We start from the raw sequence: 19291 nt of genomic DNA on the forward strand, positions 1-19291 counted from the left end.
CACTGATCGATGGGCCTACTCTACCCAGCGCAACGGCCCCTGAAAACCGATAAGATTGCGACAACCCGTCAGGAAAGCTCACACGTCATATGCCCCAGGACCTTCCGCCCCTCAACGCCCTGCGCGCCTTCGAGGCCACCGCCCGGCTCAACAGCGTCAGCCAGGCTGCCGAACAGCTGCACGTCACTCACGGCGCCGTGAGCCGGCAGATCAAGGTGCTCGAGGAGCACCTGGGCGTGGCGCTGTTCGTCAAGGATGGCCGTGGCATCAAACTCACAGATGCCGGTTTGCGCCTGCGCGATGCCAGCTTCGACGCCTTCGACCGCCTGCGCGGGGTGTGTGCCGAGCTCAGCCGCGATGTCAGCGAGGCGCCCTTCGTCCTGGGTTGCTCCGGCAGCCTGCTGGCGCGCTGGTTCATTCCGCGCCTGGGACGGCTGAAGGCCGATCTGCCCGAGCTGCGCCTGCACCTGTCGGCTGGTGAGGGTGATCTCGATCCGCGCCGTCCGGGGCTGGATGCGCTGCTGGTGTATGCCGAACCGCCGTGGCCGACCGACATGCAGGTTCATGTGCTGGCCGAGGAACGCATCGGGCCGGTACTGAGTCCGCATTTCCCGGGCTTCGGGCGTCTGCACCTGGCGCCTGCCAGTGCCTTGCTGGGCGAGGCGCTGCTCCAGACTACCTCGCGACCGCAGGCCTGGCCGGCATGGGCTGCACAGCAAGGATTGGATGCCAGTGCGCTGACCTTCGGCCAGGCATTCGAGCACCTGTATTACCTGCTGGAGGCAGCGGTGGCGGGTTTGGGGGTGGCGATCGCGCCGCAACCACTGGTGGCGGACGACCTGCGAGCGGGTCGCCTGGCGGCGCCATGGGGCTTTTCGCCTACGCCGGCGGCGTTGGCGCTATGGGTGCCGCGGCGCGCCGCCGATGGGCGCGCCGAGCAGCTGGCGCAGTGGCTGCGCCAGGAGTTGCGCGCGCAGGCTTAGTTGCGACGGCAGAGCAGGAAGGCGGCGAGCAGGCCCAGCGCGCCAACGGCCACGCCAGCCGTGGTCCAGGGGTGTTCCTGGGCGTAGTCGCGGGTGGCGATGCCGGTTTCCCGGGTACGGGTCTTCACTTCCTCGTAGGCGTCGGTCAGCAGGCTGCGCGAATGCTTGAGGGCGTTCTGGGCGTTGCCGCGCAGCGCCTTCATGGTTTTCTGCGTTTCTTCCGAGGCGTCGCCTTTGAGATCTTCGAGCGTCTTGAGCAGGCTCTCGATCTCCGCTTCCATGCTTTCCAGTGAGGTCTTGCGCAGTGCGTTGCGGGCCATGTGGACTCTCCTTCGCTGAGTAGGGTGTAAAGAGTGCGACTGCGCCGTGCGGCGAAAGTGCGATCGAACTTTCGCCGGTGGCGATGGCTCGCAGGTAAACCTGGCCTGCACTGCTAGGCTCAATCCAGCACATCACTCAAGGAGAGCGCTCATGTCCGATCATCACACCTACAAGAAGATCGAACTCGTCGGTTCCTCGCCCACCAGCATCGAGGACGCGATCAACAATGCCCTGGCCGAAGCTGGCAAGAGCATCAAGCACCTTGAGTGGTTCGAGGTGGTCGATACCCGCGGCCATATCCGCGACAACAAGGCTGCGCACTTCCAGGTCACGCTGAAGGTGGGATTCCGTATCGCCAACAGTTGAAACAGTGTCGGGATAGCCTGTTCCGGCATTATGCGGTATGACTTCCAGGGGCACCGGCACAGGCCGGTGCCCTATCCTGCTTTTTTGATCCGCACAAGGAACGATGACGATGAAGAAAGTGTTTCTGGCCGTAGGCCTGATGATGGTGGCCGGTGGTGCCATGGCGGCCGGCAAGCCGTGCGAGGAGCTCAAGAGCGAAATCGCGGCCAAGCTCGATGCCAAGGGTGTCCAGGGGTATACGCTGGAGATCGTCGACAAGGGCACGCCAGCCGGCAAGGTGATCGGCAGCTGCGAGGCCGGGACCAAGGAAATCGTCTATCGCCGGGGTTGAGACAACGCTGCCTTGATGCCGACTTGAACGCTTGCAGGAGCGGCTTTGCGTCGCTCCTGCGTGTTCCCGGCAGCGTTATGCTTTCAACGCCTCTGCCAACAGTTCGTACGAGCGCAGCCGGTCGGCATGCTCGTACAGGTCGCAGGTGAAGATCAGCTCGTCCGCGCCGGTCTGCTCCAGCAGCACTTCCACTTTCGCCCGTACCTTCTGCGGGCTGCCAATCATCGCCAGCCCCAGGAAGCTCCCTACCGCATCACGCTCATGGGGCAGCCACAGGCCGTCCATGCTCTGCACGGGCGGGCGCTGCATCAGGCTCTGGCCGCGGATCAGCGCGAGGATGCGCTGGTACACCGACGTGGCCAGGTATTCGGCCTTCTCGTCGGTATCCGCCACGACCATGGGGATACCCAGCATCACATAAGGCTTGTCCAGCGTCGTCGACGGCTTGAAGTGGTCGCGATAGATGCGGATCGCCTCGTGCATGTAGCGTGGCGCGAAGTGCGAGGCGAAGGCGTAGGGCATGCCGCGCATCCCGGCCAGTTGCGCACTGAACAGGCTCGATCCCAGCAGCCACATCGGCACCTCGGTGTCGTGGCCGGGGACGGCGATGACTTTCTGGTCGTCGGTGCGCGGGCCAAGGTAGCGCGACAGTTCCTCGACATCGTCGGGGAAGTCGTCGGCGCTGCCGGAGCGCTCACGGCGCAGGGCGCGGGCGGTCATCTGGTCGGAGCCCGGCGCGCGGCCAAGGCCCAGGTCGATGCGCCCAGGGTAGAGGCTGGCCAGGGTGCCGAACTGCTCGGCGATCACCAGCGGCGCGTGGTTGGGCAGCATCACTCCGCCCGAACCGATGCGGATGCGCGAGGTGCCGCCCGCGAGGTAGCCCATCAACACCGAGGTCGCCGAACTGGCGATGCCATCCATGTTGTGGTGCTCGGCCACCCAGAAACGGTTGTAGCCAAGCCGCTCGACATGCTGCGCCAGGTCCAGCGAGTTGCGCAGCGACTGGGCCGGGCCGGCGTCGGCGCGCACCGGCACCAGGTCGAGGGTGGAAAATTTCAGGTCACGCAGCTGCGTCATCGGAGCCTCCGCAGGAAATGGTTGGCCAAGGGCCTTTGTGTCTCTGTATGGGCGCCGGTCGAGGGATTCAATGGCAGGCAGCGGATTGATCTGAACTTGCCGTAGGTGGCGTCCTCAGAACCCTTGTAGACATGAACCGTACTTCCAGGAGGCAGCATGAAAAAGACAGCATCGGCGATCTGGCAGGGTGGTCTGAAAGACGGCAAGGGCCAGATTTCCACCGAAAGTGGCGCCTTGAAACAGAACCCCTACGGCTTCAATACCCGCTTCGAGGGCACCCCAGGCACCAACCCCGAGGAGTTGATCGGTGCAGCCCACGCTGGCTGTTTCTCCATGGCACTGTCGATGATGCTGGGCGAGGCGGGTCTGACGCCTGAGCGCATCGACACCACGGCCGAGGTCAGCCTGGAGAAACAGTCCGATGGTTTTGCCATCACCGCGGTGCACCTGATCCTCAAGGCCAAGGTACCAGGCGCCAGCGAGGCGCAGTTCCTCGAAATCGCCAACAAGGCCAAGGCCGGCTGCCCGGTCTCCAAGGTGCTCAACGCGAAGATCAGCCTCGATGCGGCGCTGCTCTCGTAAGCCGGGCTTTGTTGTAGTCTAGAAGGGTCGGCAGATTGCCTGCCCTTTGAGGAGCCTTTCCATGATCCGCGTAGCATTCGCCCTGCTGGCCTCTTTGCTGGCCACGTCGGCGCTGGCGGCAGTCAAGCCGTGCGAAGAGCTCAAGGCCGAGATCGAAGCGAAGATCCAGGCGGCCGGGGTGCCTTCCTACACCCTGGAGATAGTGCCGAACAGTGAAGTCAGCGACCCGAACATGGTCGTCGGCAGTTGCGACGGCGGCACCCGGAAAATCATCTACCAGAAGAACGATCGGTAACGGTCGTTGCAGCGGGGCCGCGAAACGGCCCCGTTCTTCATGGGATGCAGAAGACGTTGCTCGGTTCGTCCACCAGCACCTGGCGATTGGCGTCGTACAGGTACACCTGGGGCTGCATCGCCGGTGCCCGGGCTTCCAGGCGATAGCGTTCGCCGGCCTTGAAGCCGTCGAAGCGTACGGTCAGGTAGCAGGTGCGCTCGGTGGGGCTGGTGGTGAACAGCCCGGCAGTGAGCTCGTAGTCGAAACGCACCACCAGTTCATGGCGGCCAGGCGTTACCTGAAAGTAACGACCGTCGTTCAGGCGCTTGCCGTCGAGCTTGTCGGCCATGATGGTGCGGCCGGGCGTGACGGTGTAGAGGTCGACCCAGGCCTGGGCCGGGTCCTTGGGTGGCAAGGGGCTGGCGCAAGCCCCCAGGGCACTGAGGGCGATCAGCATCATCGGCTGGCGCATGGCGAAACTCCGCTTGCAGGTCACAGGCTACAAGCATAGCGCCGATCAGGTGCGCTGGCAGCCCGCCGGCAGGCCTTGGCCGACCAGTTTCTGCTGTTTGTCATAGAGTTTCACCCAGGGCCGGAAGCCGATGCTGCCCGCCTGCAGGCTGTAGCGTTGCCCGGCGTCGAAATCCTTGAAGCTCAGGTTCAGCTGGCAGTCGCGCCACAGCGGCTCGTCGACCGGCCCGATGTTGCTGGGAGTGACCGGGAACTGATAGCGCACGGTCAGCTCGTGGCTACCCGGCGCCACCTCGAAATAGCGGTTGTCGGCCCACTCGCGTTCGTCCACCTGCACGGCGTGCAGCGAGGTGTCGTCGTGGGCCGCGAGGTCGATCCAGGCCTGGTTGGGATCCGGCTCGGGCAAGGTGGAGCAGGCACTCAGCAGCCCGAAGGTGCCGACGGCAAACAGTGTACGCATGGCGAAATGGCCCCCTGGCGAGATAGTCTTGGAACGCACTGGCCTTGAGCGGGATGAACAGCCCTGATGTGTCGACTTCTTCTTGTACAGCGCTCAGGCCACCGGGCTCTCGACCGCTTTTTCAACAGATTTGTTCCGCTGTTGGCCGTGCTCCTGCTGAGCGGTTGCACCAGCCTCGGCTACTACGGCCAGCTCGCCGAAGGGCAGTGGCAGCTGCTGCGCGCGCGCCAACCGGTCGAGCAGGTACTGGCCGACCCCGCCACCGATCCTCGCCTGCGCCAGCGCCTGCTGCACGCAGAACAGGCGCGGCTGTTCGCCAGCGAGCACCTCAAGCTGCCGGACAACCGCAGTTATCGGGTCTATGCCGATCTGGGCCGGCCCTATGTGGTGTGGAACGTGTTCGCCACGCCAGAGCTGTCGTTGCAGCCGGTCACCCACTGCTTCCCCATCGCCGGATGCGTCGCCTATCGCGGCTACTACCAGCAGGGCGCTGCGCGCGGTACTGCGGCGCTGATGCGCGCGCAGGGCCTGGATGTGTACATCAGCGGCGTCGAAGCCTATTCGACCCTGGGCTGGTTCGACGACCCGATCCTCTCCTCCATGCTGAACTGGGGCGAAGAACGCCTGGCCACGCTGATCTTCCATGAACTGGCCCATCAGCGCTTCTACGTGAAGGACGACACCGAGTTCAACGAGTCCTTCGCCTCCTTCGTCGAACAGGAGGGAACGCGGCAATGGCGCACGGCGCGCGGGCTTGCAGCGGTTCACCAGGAGGGCGCGCGGCAGCGGGAGCAATTCATTCGCCTGGTACTGGCGAGCCGTGAGCGGTTGCAGGCGATCTATACCGGGCCATTGGATGACGCAGGCAAGCGGGCGGCCAAGCAGGCGGAGTTCGTGCGGATGCGCGAGGCGTATCGCGAGCTGCGCGACAGTGACTGGGCGGGCGATCGCCGCTATGACGCCTGGATGTACGGCCCGATGAGCAATGCCAAGCTGCTGCCCTTCGGGCTGTATGATCAGTGGGTGCCGGCGTTTGCAACGCTGTTTGACCAGGCCGGTGGCGACTGGGACGGTTTCTACCGGCGAGTCGAACAGTTGGGGCGCTTGCCTGCGCAGCAGCGGAAAGCGGCGTTGCAGCGCCTGATGCCAGCCCCGTGAGCTTGTGCGTGTGTCTGCATCAGGGGCCGCCCGGCGGCCCCACGCCCTTCAAGCCCTGATGAATGCCTGGTGCAGCTGCGCTACCGTCTCGAAGTGGAACTGCGGCGCCTCGGCTGCCAGCTCCTCTCGGCTGCCGAACCCGTACCCCACCGCCACGGCCTGCAGCCCGTTGCTGCGGGCGCCTATCAGGTCGTGCTTGCGGTCGCCGATCATCAGGGTCTGCGCCGGGTCCAGCCCTTCTTCGTCCAGCAGATGGCGGATCAGCTCGACCTTGTTGGTGCGGGTGCCATCCAGTTCGCTGCCGTAGATCACCTTGAAATGCCGGTCGAAGGCGAAGTGACGGGCGATCTCGCGGGCGAACTCCCACGGCTTGGAGGTCGCGACATACAGGGTGCGGCCCTGGCTGTTCAGGGCCTGGAGCATCTCGGGCACGCCGTCGAACACCAGGTTCTCGTACAGCCCGGTCACCCGGAAGCGCTCGCGGTAGAAGTTGACCGCCTCCCAGGCCTTGGCTTCGTCGAAGCCATAGAACTGCATGAAGGCCTGCAGCAGGGGTGGGCCGATGAAGTGCTCGAGGCGGGTCAGGTCCGGCTCGTCGATACCCAGCTTGGCCAGGGCGTACTGGATCGAGCGGGTGATGCCCAGGCGCGGGTCGGTGAGGGTGCCGTCGAGGTCGAAGAGGATGTTTTGCTGGTGCATGTATGCGGTTCCACTCAAGTCTTGCGTCGACTGCTTCGCGGGCAAGCCCGCTCCCACAGGATAATCAGAGAGCCTGTGGGAGCGGGCTTGCCCGCGAATGCGTCATTCCGGTTGGTCGTAGCCTTCGGCCAGGTGCTGGTCCTTGAGCTTCACGTAGTTGCTGGCGCTGTAGGGGAAGAACGCCCGCTCCTTTTCATTCAGCGGCCGGGCCTGCTTCACCGGGCTGCCGACGTACAGGTAGCCGCTTTCCAGGCGCTTGCCGGGCGGCACCAGGCTGCCGGCACCGATGATCACCTCGTCCTCGACGATGGCGCCATCCATGATGGTGCTGCCCATGCCGACCAGGATCCGGTTGCCCAGGGTGCAGCCGTGCAGCATGACCTTGTGACCGATGGTCACTTCGTCACCGATGATCAGCGGGAAGCCGTCAGGATTGAAGGGGCCGGCATGGGTGATGTGCAGCACGCTGCCGTCCTGCACGCTGGTGCGCGCGCCGATGCGGATACGGTGCATGTCGCCGCGCACCACGGTCAGCGGCCAGACCGAGCTGTCTTCGCCGATCTGTACGTCGCCGATCACCACCGCCGAACGGTCGACGAAGGCCCGTGGGCCGACTTTCGGCGTGTGTTCCCGGAAGGTCCGGATGGCCATGATAGTGTCCCTCTGCAATGCCGATAGGCAGTCTGCCTGCTGCGGTCGGCGTCGATTGTAATTAAGATGGTCCCGTGTTTCTCCTGCCAAGGTATCCAAACCGTGAGTGCGAACAACCCGCTTCTGCAGTCCCACGACCTGCCGCCCTTCTCGGCAATCCGCGCCGAACACGTGCTGCCGGCGATCGAGCAGATCCTGGCCGACAACCGCAAGGCCATCGCCGATATCCTCGCACAGCAGGGCAAGAACCCTTCCTGGGCCGGCCTGGTGCTGGCGATGGACGAACTCAACGACCGCCTGGGCGCTGCCTGGAGCCCGGTCAGCCACCTCAATGCGGTGTGCAACAGCAAGGAACTGCGCGAGGCCTATGAGTCGTGCCTGCCGGCACTGAGCGCCTATTCCACCGAGATGGGGCAGAACCGCGCCCTGTTCGATGCCTACCAGGCGCTGGCCAACAGCCCGGAGGCGGCCCGCTTCGACGTGGCGCAGAAGACCATCCTCGACCATGCCCTGCGTGACTTCCGTCTGTCGGGTATCGACCTGCCGGCCGACAAGCAGCAGCGCTATGCCCAAGTGCAGAGCAAGCTCAGCGAATTGGGCAGCCGCTTCTCCAACCAGTTGCTCGATGCCACCCAGGCCTGGACCAAGCATGTCACCGACGAGGCCGCGCTCACCGGCCTGACCGACTCGGCCAAGGCGCAGATGGCCGCCGCCGCCCAGGCCAAGGGCCTCGACGGCTGGTTGATCACCCTGGAGTTCCCCAGCTACTACGCGGTGATGACCTACGCCAGCGATCGCGCCCTGCGCGAAGAGCTGTACGCCGCCTACTGCACGCGTGCCTCGGACCAGGGTCCGAACGCCGGGCAGTTCGACAACGGCCCGGTGATGGCCGAGATCCTCGACCTGCGCCAGGAACTGGCCGCGCTGCTGGGCTACGCCAACTACGCCGAGCTGAGCCTGGCCACCAAGATGGCCGAGTCCAGCGACCAGGTGCTGAGCTTCCTGCGTGACCTGGCCAAGCGCTCCAAGCCGTTTGCCGTGCAGGACCTGGAGCAGCTCAAGGCCTACGCCGCCGAGCAGGGCTGCGCCGACCTGTCTAGCTGGGACGCCGGCTACTACGGCGAGAAGCTGCGCGAGCAGCGCTACAGCGTGTCGCAGGAAGCCCTGCGCGCCTACTTCCCGATCGACAAGGTACTGGGCGGTCTGTTCAGCATCGTCCAGCGCCTGTACGGCATCGAGATCGCCGAACTCAAGGGCTTCGATGCCTGGCACCCGGACGTGCGCCTGTTCGAGATCAAGGAAAACGGCCAGCACGTCGGGCGCTTCTTCTTCGACCTCTACGCCCGCGCCAACAAGCGCGGCGGCGCCTGGATGGACGGCGCCCGCGACCGTCGCCGCACCGCCGCTGGCAGCCTGCAGAGCCCGGTGGCCAACCTGGTGTGCAACTTCACCCCTGCTGCGCCCGGCAAGCCGGCGCTGCTGACCCACGATGAAGTCACCACCCTGTTCCACGAGTTCGGACACGGCCTGCACCACCTGCTGACCCGTATCGAGCATGCCGGCGTGTCGGGCATCAATGGCGTGGCCTGGGACGCGGTGGAACTGCCGAGCCAGTTCATGGAGAACTGGTGCTGGGAGCCTGAAGGCCTGGCACTGATCTCCGGCCACTACGAGACCGGCGAGCCCCTGCCCCAGGACCTGCTCGACAAGATGCTGGCGGCAAAGAACTTCCAGTCCGGCATGATGATGGTGCGCCAACTGGAGTTCTCGTTGTTCGACTTCGAACTGCACGCCACCCATGGTGACGGCCGCAGCGTGCTGCAGGTGCTCGAAGGCGTGCGCGACGAGGTCACGGTGATGCGTCCGCCGGCCTACAACCGCTTCCCCAACAGCTTCGCGCACATCTTCGCGGGTGGATATGCGGCGGGCTACTACAGCTACAAGTGGGCCGAAGTGCTGTCGGCCGATGCCTTCTCGCGGTTCGAGGAAGAAGGCGTGCTCAATGCCGAGACCGGCCGCGCGTTCCGCGAGGCGATCCTGGCCCGTGGTGGTTCGCGCGAACCGATGGTGCTGTTCGTCGATTTCCGTGGCCGTGAGCCTTCCATCGATGCCCTGCTGCGTCATAGTGGGCTGACCGAGGATGCGGCGGCATGAGTGAGGGCGTCGTGACCAAGACCAAGAAGCGCTTCATCGCCGGGGCGGTCTGCCCGGCGTGCAGCGAGCCCGACAAGTTGATGATGTGGAACGAAGACGGCGTCCCGCACCGCGAGTGCGTGGCCTGCGGCTTCACCGACACCCTCAACGAGCAGGGGTTGTCGGTGCCCAAGGAACTCGGCACGCGGGTCAACCAGCAGGCGGTCAAGGCCGAGCCGGTGAAGGTGCAGACGGTCCAGTTCTTCCCCAACCCGAAGCTCAAGAAATCGGATTGACCCTGTGCCGCGACGGGCCGTCCGCCTGACGGCGCTGGCCTTCAGCGCAAACCCGGATTACTGTATGTAAATACAGTGATCCGGGTTTTCCATCATGAAACCAAGCCTCGTTCGTGGCCGTGGCACCGCCAGCAATCCGCACAACCGCTTCGCCCCCAGCCATTCGGTGGCCGAGGACGACGGCTGGGAGCAGGAAGTCCCGCTCACCCAGGGCACCGAAGTGCGGATCGAAACCGCCAGGACCATCATCGCCCGCAATACCTCGCCCGACCTGCCATTCGACCGTTCGATCAACCCCTACCGCGGTTGTGAGCACGGCTGCATCTACTGCTACGCACGGCCCAGCCACGCATACTGGGACCTCTCCCCCGGTCTCGACTTCGAGACCAAGCTGATTGCCAAGACCAACGCCGCCGAAGTGCTCGAACAGCAGTTGAGCAAGCCGGGTTATGTCTGCGCACCGATCAACCTCGGCGCCAATACTGACCCCTACCAGCCCATCGAGCGCGAGCACCAGTTGACCCGCCGCCTGCTCGAGGTGCTGCTGCGCTACCGACATCCGGTGACCATCGTCACCAAGGGTTCGCTGGTGCTGCGCGACCTCGACCTGCTGGCCGAACTGGCCCGGCAGCGCCTGGTGCGGGTGATGATCAGCCTCACCACCCTGGACGATGAGCTCAAGCGAATCCTCGAGCCCCGTGCGGCCGCGCCCAAGGCCAGGCTGCGGGCCATCCGTGTGCTGCGCGAAGCTGGCGTGCCGGTGGGTGTGCTGTGCTCGCCGATGATCCCGATGATCAACGACAGTGAACTGGAGCATTTGCTCGGGGCGGCCAGCGATGCCGGCGCCCAGAGCGCGGCGTACATGATGCTGCGCCTGCCGCTGGAGGTGGCGCCGCTGTTCGAGCAGTGGCTGCACGACCACTACCCACAGCGTGCGGCGCATGTGCTGAGCCTGATCCGCCAGAGCCGCGGCGGTGAGTTGTACGACAGCCGCTTCGGTTCGCGGATGCGCGGTGAAGGGGTGTTTGCCGAGTTGTTGGCGCAACGGTTTCGCAAGGCTTCGCGGCAGTTGGGGTTTGAAGGGCGGGAGGCGTTGGCGCTGGATTGCACGGCATTCTGTCCACCGGGGCGACAGATGGGGTTGTTCTGAATCTGCTATCTCATAACTGTACTAATACTTATCAACAATTTCATTGAAGGGTATTGGCGGTTGATGCTTTTTTGCTATTATCCAGGACTCCCTCCGAAAACCTGGAACGCCCGTTCTAGAGCCTCCGAATTCAGTTTCAGTTAAGTTTTCTCCGCTAGCGTAGGAAATCAGTCCAGAGCGACTGTGATCTATTACCTGTGCGTGTCATCTAATTCCTCGCATAGCCAGAATCTTTCCCCGGTAAAATGGATCTTACCTACACACCGTCAAGAGGATGAATCATGCCCGTCAAGGACCCATCCAAGCCCGTTCCGGCCGGTCCCGCCGAGAGCGCCGATGCCGCCCTGAAGCACATCGTCGACGGCTTCCTGAAGTTTCACCATGACGTCTTCCCCGAGCAGCAGGAGCTGTTCAAGAAGCTCGCCACCGCGCAGAAGCCGCGCGCGATGTTCATCACCTGTGCCGACTCGCGCATCGTTCCCGAGCTGATCACCCAGAGCTCGCCGGGCGACCTGTTCGTGACCCGTAACGTCGGCAACGTGGTACCGCCCTACGGGCAGATGAACGGCGGTGTTTCCAGCGCCATCGAATACGCCGTGATGGCGCTTGGCGTTCACCACATCATCGTCTGCGGCCACTCCGACTGCGGCGCGATGCGTGCGGTGCTCAACCCGCAGTCGCTGACCAAGATGCCGACCGTTTCCGCCTGGCTGCGCCACGCCGAAGTGGCCCGTACCGTGGTCGAGAACAACTGCTCCTGCGAGACCGAGCACGAAAACATGCAGGTGCTGACCAAGGAAAACGTCATCGCCCAGCTGCACCACCTGCGCACCCACCCGTCGGTCGCCTCGCGCCTGGCTGCCGGTCAGCTCTTCATCCACGGCTGGATCTACGACATCGAGACCAGCCGCATCGAAGCCTACGACGCCGCAAGCGACAGCTTCATGCCCCTGGCAGCTGGCGAGCCAGTGCCTTGCGCCACTCCGAGAGGCCGCTACTAAGCGACCCCAGCACCTGAAGAAACCTTGATAGCCGGCTGCGCCCACCAGGCGCGGCAGGGCTTCGTGCTGCCTTGAATTTTCCTGATCGCCTTGCCGGCGCAGCTGCTGGCGGCCCGCGCCTGCGCGCAATTCAGGATCCCCGTGCCGTCGGCCAGTGGAATGGCCGTGAATCAGAAAAGGAGCGTTATGGTGAACATGACACAGATAAAAGCGGCCCTGCCGCGTGAGTTGCTGGCTTCGGTCGTGGTGTTTCTGGTGGCCCTGCCGCTGTGCATGGGTATCGCCATCGCCTCGGGCATGCCGCCGGCCAAGGGGCTGATCACCGGGATCATCGGCGGCATCGTCGTAGGCTTTCTGGCGGGTTCTCCGCTGCAGGTCAGCGGCCCGGCCGCGGGCCTGGCGGTGTTGGTGTTCGAACTGGTGCGCCAGCATGGCGTGGCCATGCTCGGGCCGATCCTGCTGCTGGCGGGCCTGCTGCAACTGCTGGCCGGGCGCCTGCGCCTGGGGTGCTGGTTCCGGGTCACCGCTCCGGCGGTGGTGTACGGCATGCTGGCGGGTATCGGGGTGCTGATCGTGCTGTCGCAGGTGCACGTGATGTTCGACAGCGCGCCACAACCATCCGGCGTCGAGAACCTGCTGGGCTTCCCGGCCACGCTGGCTTCGGCGTTGCCGCTGGAAAGCGCCGGCAGTGGCTGGCAGGCCGGGGCGCTGGGGCTTGGCACCATCGCCCTGATGTGGGGCTGGGAGCGCTGGCGCCCGCAGCGACTGCGCTTCATCCCCGGTGCGCTGCTGGGTGTGGCGGCGATGACGGCGATCAGCCTGTGGCTGGCGCTGCCGGTCAATCGTGTGCAGGTGCCGGCCGACCTGTCGGAGGCGATCGACTGGATTCGTCCGCACGACCTGCTCGAGCTGGCCGACCCGACACTGCTGGTGGCCGCCTTCGCCCTGGCCTTCATCGCCAGTGCCGAGACGCTGCTGTCCGCCGCCGCAGTGGATCGCATGCACAGCGGCCAGCGCTCGGACTTCGACCGAGAGCTGTCGGCGCAAGGCATCGGCAACATGCTCTGCGGCGTGCTGGGTGCGCTGCCGATGACCGGCGTGATCGTGCGCAGTTCGGCCAACGTCCAGGCCGGCGCCCGCACGCGCGCTTCGGCGATCCTGCATGGCCTGTGGCTGCTGGCGTTCGTGGTGGTGCTGAGCAGTGTGCTGCAGCAGATCCCGGTAGCGAGCCTGGCCGGGGTGCTGGTGTACACCGGCATCAAGCTGGTCGACTTCAAGGCCTTCCGCGGCCTGGGCCGCTATGGCCGGATGCCGATGTTCACCTACGCCGCCACGGCACTGGCGATCATCTTCACCGACCTGCTGACCGGCGTGCTCCTGGGCTTTGCCCTGACCCTGCTGAAGCTGGCGTTCAAGGCGGCGCGCCTGAAGATCAACCTGGTCGAGCTGCCGCGTGCCGGGCACATGGAACTGCGCCTGAGCGGTGCGGCCACCTTCCTCAAGGTGCCGGCCCTGACCCAGGTGCTGGAAAGCGTGCCTGCCGGAACGCACCTGCACGTGCCGTTGGCGAACCTGAGCTACATCGACCATTCGGTGCTGGAGCTGCTCGAAGACTGGGGCCGCGCCAGCCGCGCGGCGGGCTCGCGCCTGTCGATCGAGCAACGTGGACTCAAACGCCGCATCGAAGGTCGGCTGCGGCGTTCGGCCCAGGTCTGATGCGCCGGATGCCCAGGTTTCAGGCGGACTTGGGCACCAGCTTGCGGCAGCCTTCCTTGCGGCTGGGGTACTGCTCGCACTTGCGCAGTACTTGCTGCACCTGGTCGTCGGCCTTGAGTTGACGGCTGGCGAGCAGCTTCTCGGTGATGAACAGCTCTTCGGACCCCAGGTTCTGCTCGGCCTTGTCGATCATGCCCAGCGCTGCCTGCGGGTCGCGGTTGCGCAGGTGATGGCCGATGATCAGGTCATAGACCAGGGGGCTTGCCAGCGACCAGTCCTGAATCCCCTGCAGGTCGGCCAGGGCCGCGCGGTTGTTGCCCTGGGCCGAATGCACGGCGAAGGCGGCCCGGCGGATACCTGGCTGGTTGCCGACCGGAGACGCCAGCGCACGTGCCACGAAGGCCTCGGCTTCACGGGTCTTCTTCTGTTCCAGCGCGGCAGTGGCGGCATAGGCGTCACGGTAGGCCTGCAGCGAGCGTTGCACGGTCGCCGAGTCGCGCACCCGCGGCCAGCTGCGCCGGTCCACCCGCGCCTGGGTCTGTTGCTGGTACTCGCGGTCCAGGTACTGGCGCAGCTCTTCGTCACGCTGGATCGGCGACATGTGCGAGCGGGTCAGGTACTGGCCGGTGGCGTTCATTGCCGTGCCCAGGCCCTGGTTGAGCAGGGTCTGGAGTTCCTGGGTGGTGCGGTTGATGTCGAGCTTTTTCAGCGAGTCGGTCATCGCGCTCTGGCGTTCCTGCAGGAAGCTGGCGAGCAAGGGCTTCTGCTTGCCCTGGAAGTCCTCCAGGCGCTGCAGGCTGACGCTCGAGGCGCGCGGAGCGTAGCCGGCGCGGATCATCAGGTCGGCCCCGAGCAGGTCGGCCTGGTCTTCCTGGGTGCGGCCCCAGGCAGTGCTCCAGACGTTGTCCGAGAAGCTGTTGACCAGCGACGTGTAGAGCACCGTGTTGCCGATGGCTTTCTGCGTGCCCACGGGATCCTTGCTGAACAGCTCGCCGGTCTGCTTGTTGCGCCTGGTGTTTTTCGCCACGGTCGCGATCACCACCGTGGTGGTGATGTTGCCGAGCAGCTGTTTCTGTTCCTGGAACGCCGCACGGCGGTCGTGGTGGCGCAACAGTACATGGCTCATCTCGTGACCGAGCATGGCGGCGATTTCATCCTCGCTCTCGACGTTGTCGAGCATGCCCAGCGGTACGAAGATGTTGCCGTAGGGGTCGGCGGAGGGGCCGAAGGCGTAGCTGTCGACGATGCGCACCTGCAGGTTGGGCGCCTGGCCGGGCCAGCCTTTGGCCAGACGGCTGACGATGCCTTGCAGGTAGGTTTCCAGTGCCGGGATCCGCACCAGGTTCTGCTGGCGGATCTCGTCGGCCGGAAGCGCCCGCCCGTCGAAGCTCAGGCGCAGTTGCTGGGTCTTCTGTGGGTCGAGCCGATAGTACGAGCGCACGTCCTGGTGATCGACATAACGCCCGTCCAGGCGCGACTGGGTCGAGGGCCCCACCAGGTTCTGCAGGGCGTCGTTGGCGCCGTTGAGGGTCTGGCAGCCGGCGAGCAGTGTCAGCGACAGGGTGGCGGCGACACCCCTGATCCTGACCGCGCTCACTTCTTGCACCCGGCGCCGTAGCCGATGGTCGAGTTGTTCTGGTGGTCGTCGGAGTAACCGCTCTGCAGGGTCTGGCAAGGGAACTTGACGATGTTCAATGGCGGGTTCACCCGCACGGCCATGGTGTCCATCCATACGTTGCCCTCGGGCAGGCCCACCTGGATGATGTCCAGCTCCTTGTTGTACTGCAGCACCTTGGGCGTCTTGGGCAGGGTGCTGCTGTCGATCTGGCGCAGCGACTTGCCCTGCTCGTCGAGCACCGCCACCGACTTGCGCAGCCAGGCTTCGACCACCGGCTCAGGGGTGGCCATGACGCTCTGGCTGACCAGCAGCGACAGCAGGAATAGGGAGCTCTTGATCATCTCTGGGGTCCTTGAAGAGAGAATTACCGGGTGTCAGGCCTTGTTGGCGAACAGGGCCTGGATCCTGGCGCTGAACAGCGTGAGCGACAGCAGCAGCAGGCCGAGTACGTTGGCCGGCGTGTAGTTGTAGTGCCACAGCCCGCAACTGAGCAGGCCGATTGCCGCCAGCACCAGAGTCCAGGCCGCCAGCGGTCGCAGCCTTGGGCGGCGGCGCTGGATGAACAGCGAGCGGGTGAACAGCGGGGCGTCGAGGCTGCCCTTGAGCAGGGTGATGCCGCCCAGCAACAGCAGCTCGAGGACGTCCAGCACATCGACGGAACCTGCAGGGATGCCGAAGTCGGCAAGGCTGGGCGTGGACCGGTAGTAATCCATGCCCCAGTTGACCAGGTTGTCCAGCGCCATGGCATGCCAGTAGACGCCGGGGATCTTGCCGTGCAACGCGGATTGGGTGAGGTCGCCGGTGCCGGCGATCTGCGCGCCGACCAGTACCAGTTTTCCGCGCAGCAGTGTGTCGAGCAGCGCGCGATCGTCCGGGTCGGTGACTTCAAGATCGCTGGGTGACAGCGTCAGGGTATACGGGCAGGTCGCCTGCGCCTGTTTGCCCAGCTTCCAGAACACCGCTTGCTTCAACTGCTCGAACAGCCCCGGAATGCTGCAGGTACTGATGTCGGCGACCTTCTCCTGCTCGGGCGAGCGATGCACGCCCCATTGCACGGTCATCGGCGCCAGGGCGGCGGCGCTGGCAGCGTCGGCGGGCAGGCCGGTGCAACCCTGGTGGCGGCAGTAGTCGCGGTAGAGCCGCAGTGCCGGGGTTTCCAGGGTGCCCAGCGAGGTATTCACGGCCAGCGGATACTGATTGCCCAGGTTGCTCCAGCTCACCAGCGCAGGGGCGCTGACCTCGGCCAGGCGCGGCAGGGTGTTGACCGCGCCTTCGCTGGCGCGCGGCAGCCCGGTATCGGCCAGGTACAGCGGGATATCCTGCTGGCGATAGCGCTCGAACACGTTGGCCAGCAACTGGCTCTCCATGCGCGGAGGCTGCCCGGGGATTTCACGGGAGTGGTCGTGGCTGTACAGCAGGTCGACGAACACCGCCCCCGGCTCATAGGCCAGCAGGCGCTTGAACAGCTTGCTCTGCTCGTTGTACGGCAGCGGCCAGTAGGTGTCGTTGCGCAGCAGGTAGTCATCGTCGATGAGGATCACCACCACCTGTTGCTGGCCTTTGTCGGCGTAGGTGACAGCCAGCAGGCGGTTGAGCCAGCGTGACGAGGCTTCGTCGGTCGAACTGGCGATACCGAAGGGGTCGAGCAATGCGATCAGGACGACCGAAAGACCGAACAGCGCCTGGCGCAGGGAAAACAGCGAGAGCTTCAGCATCCATGCCTCAAACAAGGGGTTGAGGCATTTTGCCACTATTGGATGTGGATCCGAAAGCGTTGGCAGCCATCAAGGGGCGCACTGCGCCCCGTCAACGGTCGACGCTCAGTTGGCGATCTGTTGCAGATCGAGTTCCACGCTCAGCTGGCGCGACAGGCACGGCCAGCGCTTCCAGGCCGCACCGGTCTCCGGGCTGCTGAGGGTATCGCGATACTTCTCCACCGATTCCACTGCAAAACTCTGGTCGTCGAGCATCTCGTCCACCGAGTGATGCACCACTTCATCGAGCTGGTTGGCGAAGGTTTCGCCGATCAGCTGGTGGGCGATGAGGTTGGCGACCGTGGTATCCACCGGGATCAGCGGTTGCTGGAAATGGCGGATGTACAGGTCGTTGACTTCCTCGACCAGGCGATGGGCGAGATAGGCTTCGTCGAGCAGGCAGTCGAGGCCGACATGCCCCTGCATGACCTGCGGCGGTTGCAGGAAATAGGCTTCGGCAATCTTCAGTACCGGCTTGATCTGCGACTCGATACCGGCTTCGCGGGCGACGGCATTGGCCGCCTCGAGCAATTCCGGCACCTGGTCGATGTAGGCGCTGACGAAACGCGTCAATGTACCCTGGGCGTCCTGCTGGGGCAGTTGGATCGAAGGATGCAGATGGGGCAGTTGCTGCTCCAGACGTTGCTTCAGTTGGCCTGTACGGCTCTCGTGTTGGTGGGCTTGGTTGATCTGCTCGCGTACAGCAGCGATGTTCATGACAACTCCAGGGACAAGGCGTTACAAACGGAAGACACTAAGTTAGCTCGGCTGCGTAGATTGCTAAGACGCATTTGTTATAACAAAAGGGCACTTGTTCCGCTGGGTTATATCAATGTGCCATCATTGTGCCCCGAATGCTCTGGAATAATCCTTTCAGCCGTTTCCATGGATGCGTGAAGTTGTTTTCACATCATCCATTGCGTGCCATTGGTCGCTGTCTATACTCCGGTTGAACGTGATTCGTTGATGAGGCCCGACTGCCGTTTGCAGGGGGCTCGGTCGTCGAAGCCAGGCAGTCTTGACCCCCGTTCCCCCCCTTATGCCGTAGAAAACGTCGTCCACGCCTCCGGGACTACAAGAACGATAAGGGGAACCCGCAATGATGCGACATCCACATGTCTGGATGGGCCTCCTGTTGTGGACGGTGTTCGGTCAGGCACAGGCTGCATGGACCGTGAACATGTCTCCGGGGGCGACGGAAGTCTCCCACGCCGTGTTCGACCTGCACATGACCATCTTCTGGATCTGCGTGGTCATCGGTGTCGTGGTATTCGGCGCGATGTTCTGGTCGATGGTCATCCATCGCCGTTCCACCGGGCAGCAGCCTGCGCACTTCCACGAGCACACCTGGGTCGAGATCCTCTGGACGGTCGTCCCCTTCCTTATCCTCGTGGCCATGGCCATCCCGGCCACCAGGACCCTGATCGACATCTACGACGCCAGCGAGTCGGATATCGATATCCAGGTCACCGGCTACCAGTGGAAATGGCACTACAAGTACCTGGGCCAGGACGTCGAGTTCTTCAGCAACCTGGCCACGCCTGCAGCACAGATCCGCAACCAGACGCCCAAGGACGAGCATTACCTGCTTGAGGTCGACCAGCCGCTGGTGCTCCCGGTCGGCGCCAAGGTGCGTTTTCTGGTGACCGCCGCCGACGTGATCCATTCCTGGTGGGTGCCGGCCTTTGCGGTCAAGCGTGACGCCATCCCCGGCTTCGTCAACGAAGCCTGGACGCGCATCGAGAAGCCCGGCATCTACCGCGGCCAGTGCACCGAGCTGTGCGGCAAGGACCACGGCTTCATGCCGGTGGTGGTCGAGGTCAAGTCCAAGGCCGACTACGACACCTGGCTCGGCGAGCGCAAGGCCGAGGCGGCCAAGCTCAAGGAGCTGACCAGCAAGGAGTGGACCCTCGAGGAACTGGTCGAGCGCGGCGACAAGGTCTACCACACCACCTGCGTGGCCTGTCACCAGGCCGAAGGCCAGGGCCTGCCGCCGATGTTCCCGGCGCTCAAGGGTTCGAAGATCGCCACCGGGCCGAAGGAAGCGCACCTGGGCATCGTCTTCCACGGCAAGCCCGGCACCGCCATGGCCGCGTTCGGCAAACAGCTGTCGGAGGTCGACATCGCTGCGGTGGTCACCTACGAGCGCAACGCCTGGGGCAACAACAAGGGCGACATGGTCACGCCGAAGGACGTGCTGGCGCTCAAGCAGGCGGACGCGCAATGAGCCGGGTCAGCCGTGGCAACCAG

General features: G+C 64.6%; 22 protein-coding genes. 12 read left to right on the plus strand and 10 right to left on the minus strand.

Annotated features, from left to right (window positions below; genetic code table 11):
* Window positions 1–89: 89 nt before the first annotated feature.
* Entirely contained in the window at window positions 90–983 is an 894-nt protein-coding gene (locus tag AC1TXO_RS00180; protein WP_486404518.1) for a LysR family transcriptional regulator, read from the plus strand.
* On the opposite strand, the gene AC1TXO_RS00185 is transcribed toward AC1TXO_RS00180, so the two are convergent.
* Entirely contained in the window at window positions 980–1303 is a 324-nt protein-coding gene (locus AC1TXO_RS00185) for an ElaB/YgaM/YqjD family protein (protein ID WP_486404519.1), read from the minus strand. The genes AC1TXO_RS00180 and AC1TXO_RS00185 overlap by 4 nt on opposite strands.
* A gap of 151 nt (window positions 1304–1454) precedes the next feature.
* Here AC1TXO_RS00185 and AC1TXO_RS00190 point away from each other — a divergent pair, with 151 nt between their 5' ends.
* Both AC1TXO_RS00190 and AC1TXO_RS00195 read left to right on the plus strand, forming a co-directional pair.
* Window positions 1455–1670 carry a dodecin gene (locus tag AC1TXO_RS00190; RefSeq protein ID WP_042121737.1) on the plus strand — a complete coding sequence of 72 codons (216 nt, stop codon included), beginning with the start codon at window positions 1455–1457 and terminating at the stop codon, window positions 1668–1670.
* A 109-nt stretch (window positions 1671–1779) separates the two neighbouring features.
* Window positions 1780–2001: a DUF1161 domain-containing protein gene (locus AC1TXO_RS00195; protein WP_486404520.1), complete on the plus strand. Its 222-nt coding sequence runs from the start codon at window positions 1780–1782 to the stop codon at window positions 1999–2001.
* Window positions 2002–2076: 75 nt separating this feature from the next.
* On the opposite strand, the gene AC1TXO_RS00200 is transcribed toward AC1TXO_RS00195, so the two are convergent.
* Window positions 2077–3078: an LLM class flavin-dependent oxidoreductase gene (locus AC1TXO_RS00200; RefSeq protein WP_486404521.1), complete on the minus strand. Its 1002-nt coding sequence runs from the start codon at window positions 3076–3078 to the stop codon at window positions 2077–2079.
* 156 nt (window positions 3079–3234) lie between these two features.
* On the opposite strand from AC1TXO_RS00200, the gene AC1TXO_RS00205 reads away from it, so the two are divergent.
* Window positions 3235–3660, plus strand: coding sequence for an OsmC family protein (locus AC1TXO_RS00205; RefSeq protein WP_486404522.1), 426 nt, complete (start codon window positions 3235–3237; stop codon window positions 3658–3660).
* A 61-nt stretch (window positions 3661–3721) separates the two neighbouring features.
* Window positions 3722–3955 carry a DUF1161 domain-containing protein gene (locus AC1TXO_RS00210; protein ID WP_486404523.1) on the plus strand — a complete coding sequence of 78 codons (234 nt, stop codon included), beginning with the start codon at window positions 3722–3724 and terminating at the stop codon, window positions 3953–3955.
* 37 nt (window positions 3956–3992) lie between these two features.
* Here the strand turns inward: AC1TXO_RS00210 and AC1TXO_RS00215 are convergent, their stop codons facing one another.
* Window positions 3993–4406 carry a PA0061/PA0062 family lipoprotein gene (locus AC1TXO_RS00215; protein WP_486404524.1) on the minus strand — a complete coding sequence of 138 codons (414 nt, stop codon included), beginning with the start codon at window positions 4404–4406 and terminating at the stop codon, window positions 3993–3995.
* A 45-nt stretch (window positions 4407–4451) separates the two neighbouring features.
* On the minus strand, window positions 4452–4865 hold the full coding sequence (locus tag AC1TXO_RS00220) for a PA0061/PA0062 family lipoprotein (RefSeq protein WP_486404525.1): 414 nt from the start codon (window positions 4863–4865) through the stop codon (window positions 4452–4454).
* Window positions 4866–4931: 66 nt separating this feature from the next.
* On the opposite strand from AC1TXO_RS00220, the gene AC1TXO_RS00225 reads away from it, so the two are divergent.
* Window positions 4932–6023 (plus strand): aminopeptidase, encoded by a 1092-nt coding sequence (locus tag AC1TXO_RS00225; RefSeq protein ID WP_486404526.1) that lies wholly within the window; start codon window positions 4932–4934, stop codon window positions 6021–6023.
* Between the two features lie 48 nt (window positions 6024–6071).
* Here AC1TXO_RS00225 and AC1TXO_RS00230 read toward each other — a convergent pair whose 3' ends face one another.
* Together AC1TXO_RS00230 and AC1TXO_RS00235 are read right to left on the minus strand one after the other, a co-directional pair.
* The gene (locus tag AC1TXO_RS00230; protein WP_486404527.1) at window positions 6072–6722 is read right to left on the minus strand and encodes an HAD family hydrolase; all 651 of its coding nucleotides are present in this window, start codon (window positions 6720–6722) and stop codon (window positions 6072–6074) included.
* Between the two features lie 102 nt (window positions 6723–6824).
* A complete protein-coding gene (locus AC1TXO_RS00235) occupies window positions 6825–7373 on the minus strand; it encodes a gamma carbonic anhydrase family protein (protein ID WP_186669991.1) in 549 nt (182 codons plus the stop codon).
* Between the two features lie 66 nt (window positions 7374–7439).
* Between AC1TXO_RS00235 and prlC the strand changes: the two genes are divergently transcribed.
* From prlC to AC1TXO_RS00260, 5 genes are all read left to right on the plus strand, one after another.
* The gene (gene prlC, locus AC1TXO_RS00240) at window positions 7440–9527 is read left to right on the plus strand and encodes an oligopeptidase A (RefSeq protein WP_486404528.1); all 2088 of its coding nucleotides are present in this window, start codon (window positions 7440–7442) and stop codon (window positions 9525–9527) included.
* Complete coding sequence (locus tag AC1TXO_RS00245) at window positions 9524–9802, plus strand: YheV family putative zinc ribbon protein (protein ID WP_486404529.1); 279 nt, start codon at window positions 9524–9526, stop codon at window positions 9800–9802. The genes prlC and AC1TXO_RS00245 overlap by 4 nt, the downstream gene beginning before the upstream one ends.
* A 94-nt stretch (window positions 9803–9896) precedes the next feature.
* On the plus strand, window positions 9897–10952 hold the full coding sequence (locus AC1TXO_RS00250; protein WP_486404530.1) for a PA0069 family radical SAM protein: 1056 nt from the start codon (window positions 9897–9899) through the stop codon (window positions 10950–10952).
* Window positions 10953–11233: 281 nt separating this feature from the next.
* Window positions 11234–11953 carry a carbonic anhydrase gene (locus AC1TXO_RS00255; RefSeq protein WP_486404531.1) on the plus strand — a complete coding sequence of 240 codons (720 nt, stop codon included), beginning with the start codon at window positions 11234–11236 and terminating at the stop codon, window positions 11951–11953.
* Between the two features lie 186 nt (window positions 11954–12139).
* Window positions 12140–13669: a SulP family inorganic anion transporter gene (locus AC1TXO_RS00260; RefSeq protein WP_486404532.1), complete on the plus strand. Its 1530-nt coding sequence runs from the start codon at window positions 12140–12142 to the stop codon at window positions 13667–13669.
* A 19-nt stretch (window positions 13670–13688) separates the two neighbouring features.
* Here the strand turns inward: AC1TXO_RS00260 and AC1TXO_RS00265 are convergent, their stop codons facing one another.
* The 4 genes from AC1TXO_RS00265 to AC1TXO_RS00280 form a co-directional block, all read right to left on the minus strand.
* Window positions 13689–15266: a M48 family metallopeptidase gene (locus AC1TXO_RS00265; protein ID WP_486404533.1), complete on the minus strand. Its 1578-nt coding sequence runs from the start codon at window positions 15264–15266 to the stop codon at window positions 13689–13691.
* Window positions 15263–15628: a hypothetical protein gene (locus AC1TXO_RS00270; RefSeq protein WP_486404534.1), complete on the minus strand. Its 366-nt coding sequence runs from the start codon at window positions 15626–15628 to the stop codon at window positions 15263–15265. The genes AC1TXO_RS00265 and AC1TXO_RS00270 overlap by 4 nt, the downstream gene beginning before the upstream one ends.
* Window positions 15629–15661: 33 nt before the next feature.
* Window positions 15662–17002, minus strand: a complete 1341-nt coding sequence (locus AC1TXO_RS00275; RefSeq protein WP_486404535.1) for a CHASE2 domain-containing protein — start codon at window positions 17000–17002, stop codon at window positions 15662–15664.
* A 105-nt stretch (window positions 17003–17107) separates the two neighbouring features.
* Window positions 17108–17758, minus strand: coding sequence for a hypothetical protein (locus AC1TXO_RS00280; protein ID WP_486404536.1), 651 nt, complete (start codon window positions 17756–17758; stop codon window positions 17108–17110).
* 382 nt (window positions 17759–18140) lie between these two features.
* Between AC1TXO_RS00280 and coxB the strand changes: the two genes are divergently transcribed.
* Window positions 18141–19268 (plus strand): cytochrome c oxidase subunit II, encoded by a 1128-nt coding sequence (gene coxB, locus AC1TXO_RS00285; protein WP_486404537.1) that lies wholly within the window; start codon window positions 18141–18143, stop codon window positions 19266–19268.
* Window positions 19269–19291 lie beyond the last annotated feature (23 nt).

The organism is Pseudomonas sp. FA117, assembly GCF_057370475.1.

Bases quoted from the DNA above. Each gene is read 5' to 3' on its own strand.
- AC1TXO_RS00255 (WP_486404531.1), top strand. From the start codon at position 11,234: ATGCCCGTCAAGGACCCATCCAAGCCCGTTCCGGCCGGTCCCGCCGAG.
- AC1TXO_RS00195 (WP_486404520.1), top strand. From the start codon at position 1,780: ATGAAGAAAGTGTTTCTGGCCGTAGGCCTGATGATGGTGGCCGGTGGT.
- AC1TXO_RS00210 (WP_486404523.1), top strand. From the start codon at position 3,722: ATGATCCGCGTAGCATTCGCCCTGCTGGCCTCTTTGCTGGCCACGTCG.
- AC1TXO_RS00275 (WP_486404535.1), bottom strand. From the start codon at position 17,002: ATGCTGAAGCTCTCGCTGTTTTCCCTGCGCCAGGCGCTGTTCGGTCTT.
- AC1TXO_RS00260 (WP_486404532.1), top strand. From the start codon at position 12,140: ATGGTGAACATGACACAGATAAAAGCGGCCCTGCCGCGTGAGTTGCTG.
- AC1TXO_RS00230 (WP_486404527.1), bottom strand. From the start codon at position 6,722: ATGCACCAGCAAAACATCCTCTTCGACCTCGACGGCACCCTCACCGAC.
- AC1TXO_RS00185 (WP_486404519.1), bottom strand. From the start codon at position 1,303: ATGGCCCGCAACGCACTGCGCAAGACCTCACTGGAAAGCATGGAAGCG.
- AC1TXO_RS00250 (WP_486404530.1), top strand. From the start codon at position 9,897: ATGAAACCAAGCCTCGTTCGTGGCCGTGGCACCGCCAGCAATCCGCAC.
- prlC (WP_486404528.1), top strand. From the start codon at position 7,440: ATGGTCCCGTGTTTCTCCTGCCAAGGTATCCAAACCGTGAGTGCGAAC.
- AC1TXO_RS00235 (WP_186669991.1), bottom strand. From the start codon at position 7,373: ATGGCCATCCGGACCTTCCGGGAACACACGCCGAAAGTCGGCCCACGG.
- AC1TXO_RS00245 (WP_486404529.1), top strand. From the start codon at position 9,524: ATGAGTGAGGGCGTCGTGACCAAGACCAAGAAGCGCTTCATCGCCGGG.
- AC1TXO_RS00220 (WP_486404525.1), bottom strand. From the start codon at position 4,865: ATGCGTACACTGTTTGCCGTCGGCACCTTCGGGCTGCTGAGTGCCTGC.
- AC1TXO_RS00205 (WP_486404522.1), top strand. From the start codon at position 3,235: ATGAAAAAGACAGCATCGGCGATCTGGCAGGGTGGTCTGAAAGACGGC.
- AC1TXO_RS00270 (WP_486404534.1), bottom strand. From the start codon at position 15,628: ATGATCAAGAGCTCCCTATTCCTGCTGTCGCTGCTGGTCAGCCAGAGC.
- coxB (WP_486404537.1), top strand. From the start codon at position 18,141: ATGATGCGACATCCACATGTCTGGATGGGCCTCCTGTTGTGGACGGTG.
- AC1TXO_RS00215 (WP_486404524.1), bottom strand. From the start codon at position 4,406: ATGCGCCAGCCGATGATGCTGATCGCCCTCAGTGCCCTGGGGGCTTGC.
- AC1TXO_RS00200 (WP_486404521.1), bottom strand. From the start codon at position 3,078: ATGACGCAGCTGCGTGACCTGAAATTTTCCACCCTCGACCTGGTGCCG.
- AC1TXO_RS00280 (WP_486404536.1), bottom strand. From the start codon at position 17,758: ATGAACATCGCTGCTGTACGCGAGCAGATCAACCAAGCCCACCAACAC.
- AC1TXO_RS00180 (WP_486404518.1), top strand. From the start codon at position 90: ATGCCCCAGGACCTTCCGCCCCTCAACGCCCTGCGCGCCTTCGAGGCC.
- AC1TXO_RS00190 (WP_042121737.1), top strand. From the start codon at position 1,455: ATGTCCGATCATCACACCTACAAGAAGATCGAACTCGTCGGTTCCTCG.
- AC1TXO_RS00225 (WP_486404526.1), top strand. From the start codon at position 4,932: ATGTGTCGACTTCTTCTTGTACAGCGCTCAGGCCACCGGGCTCTCGAC.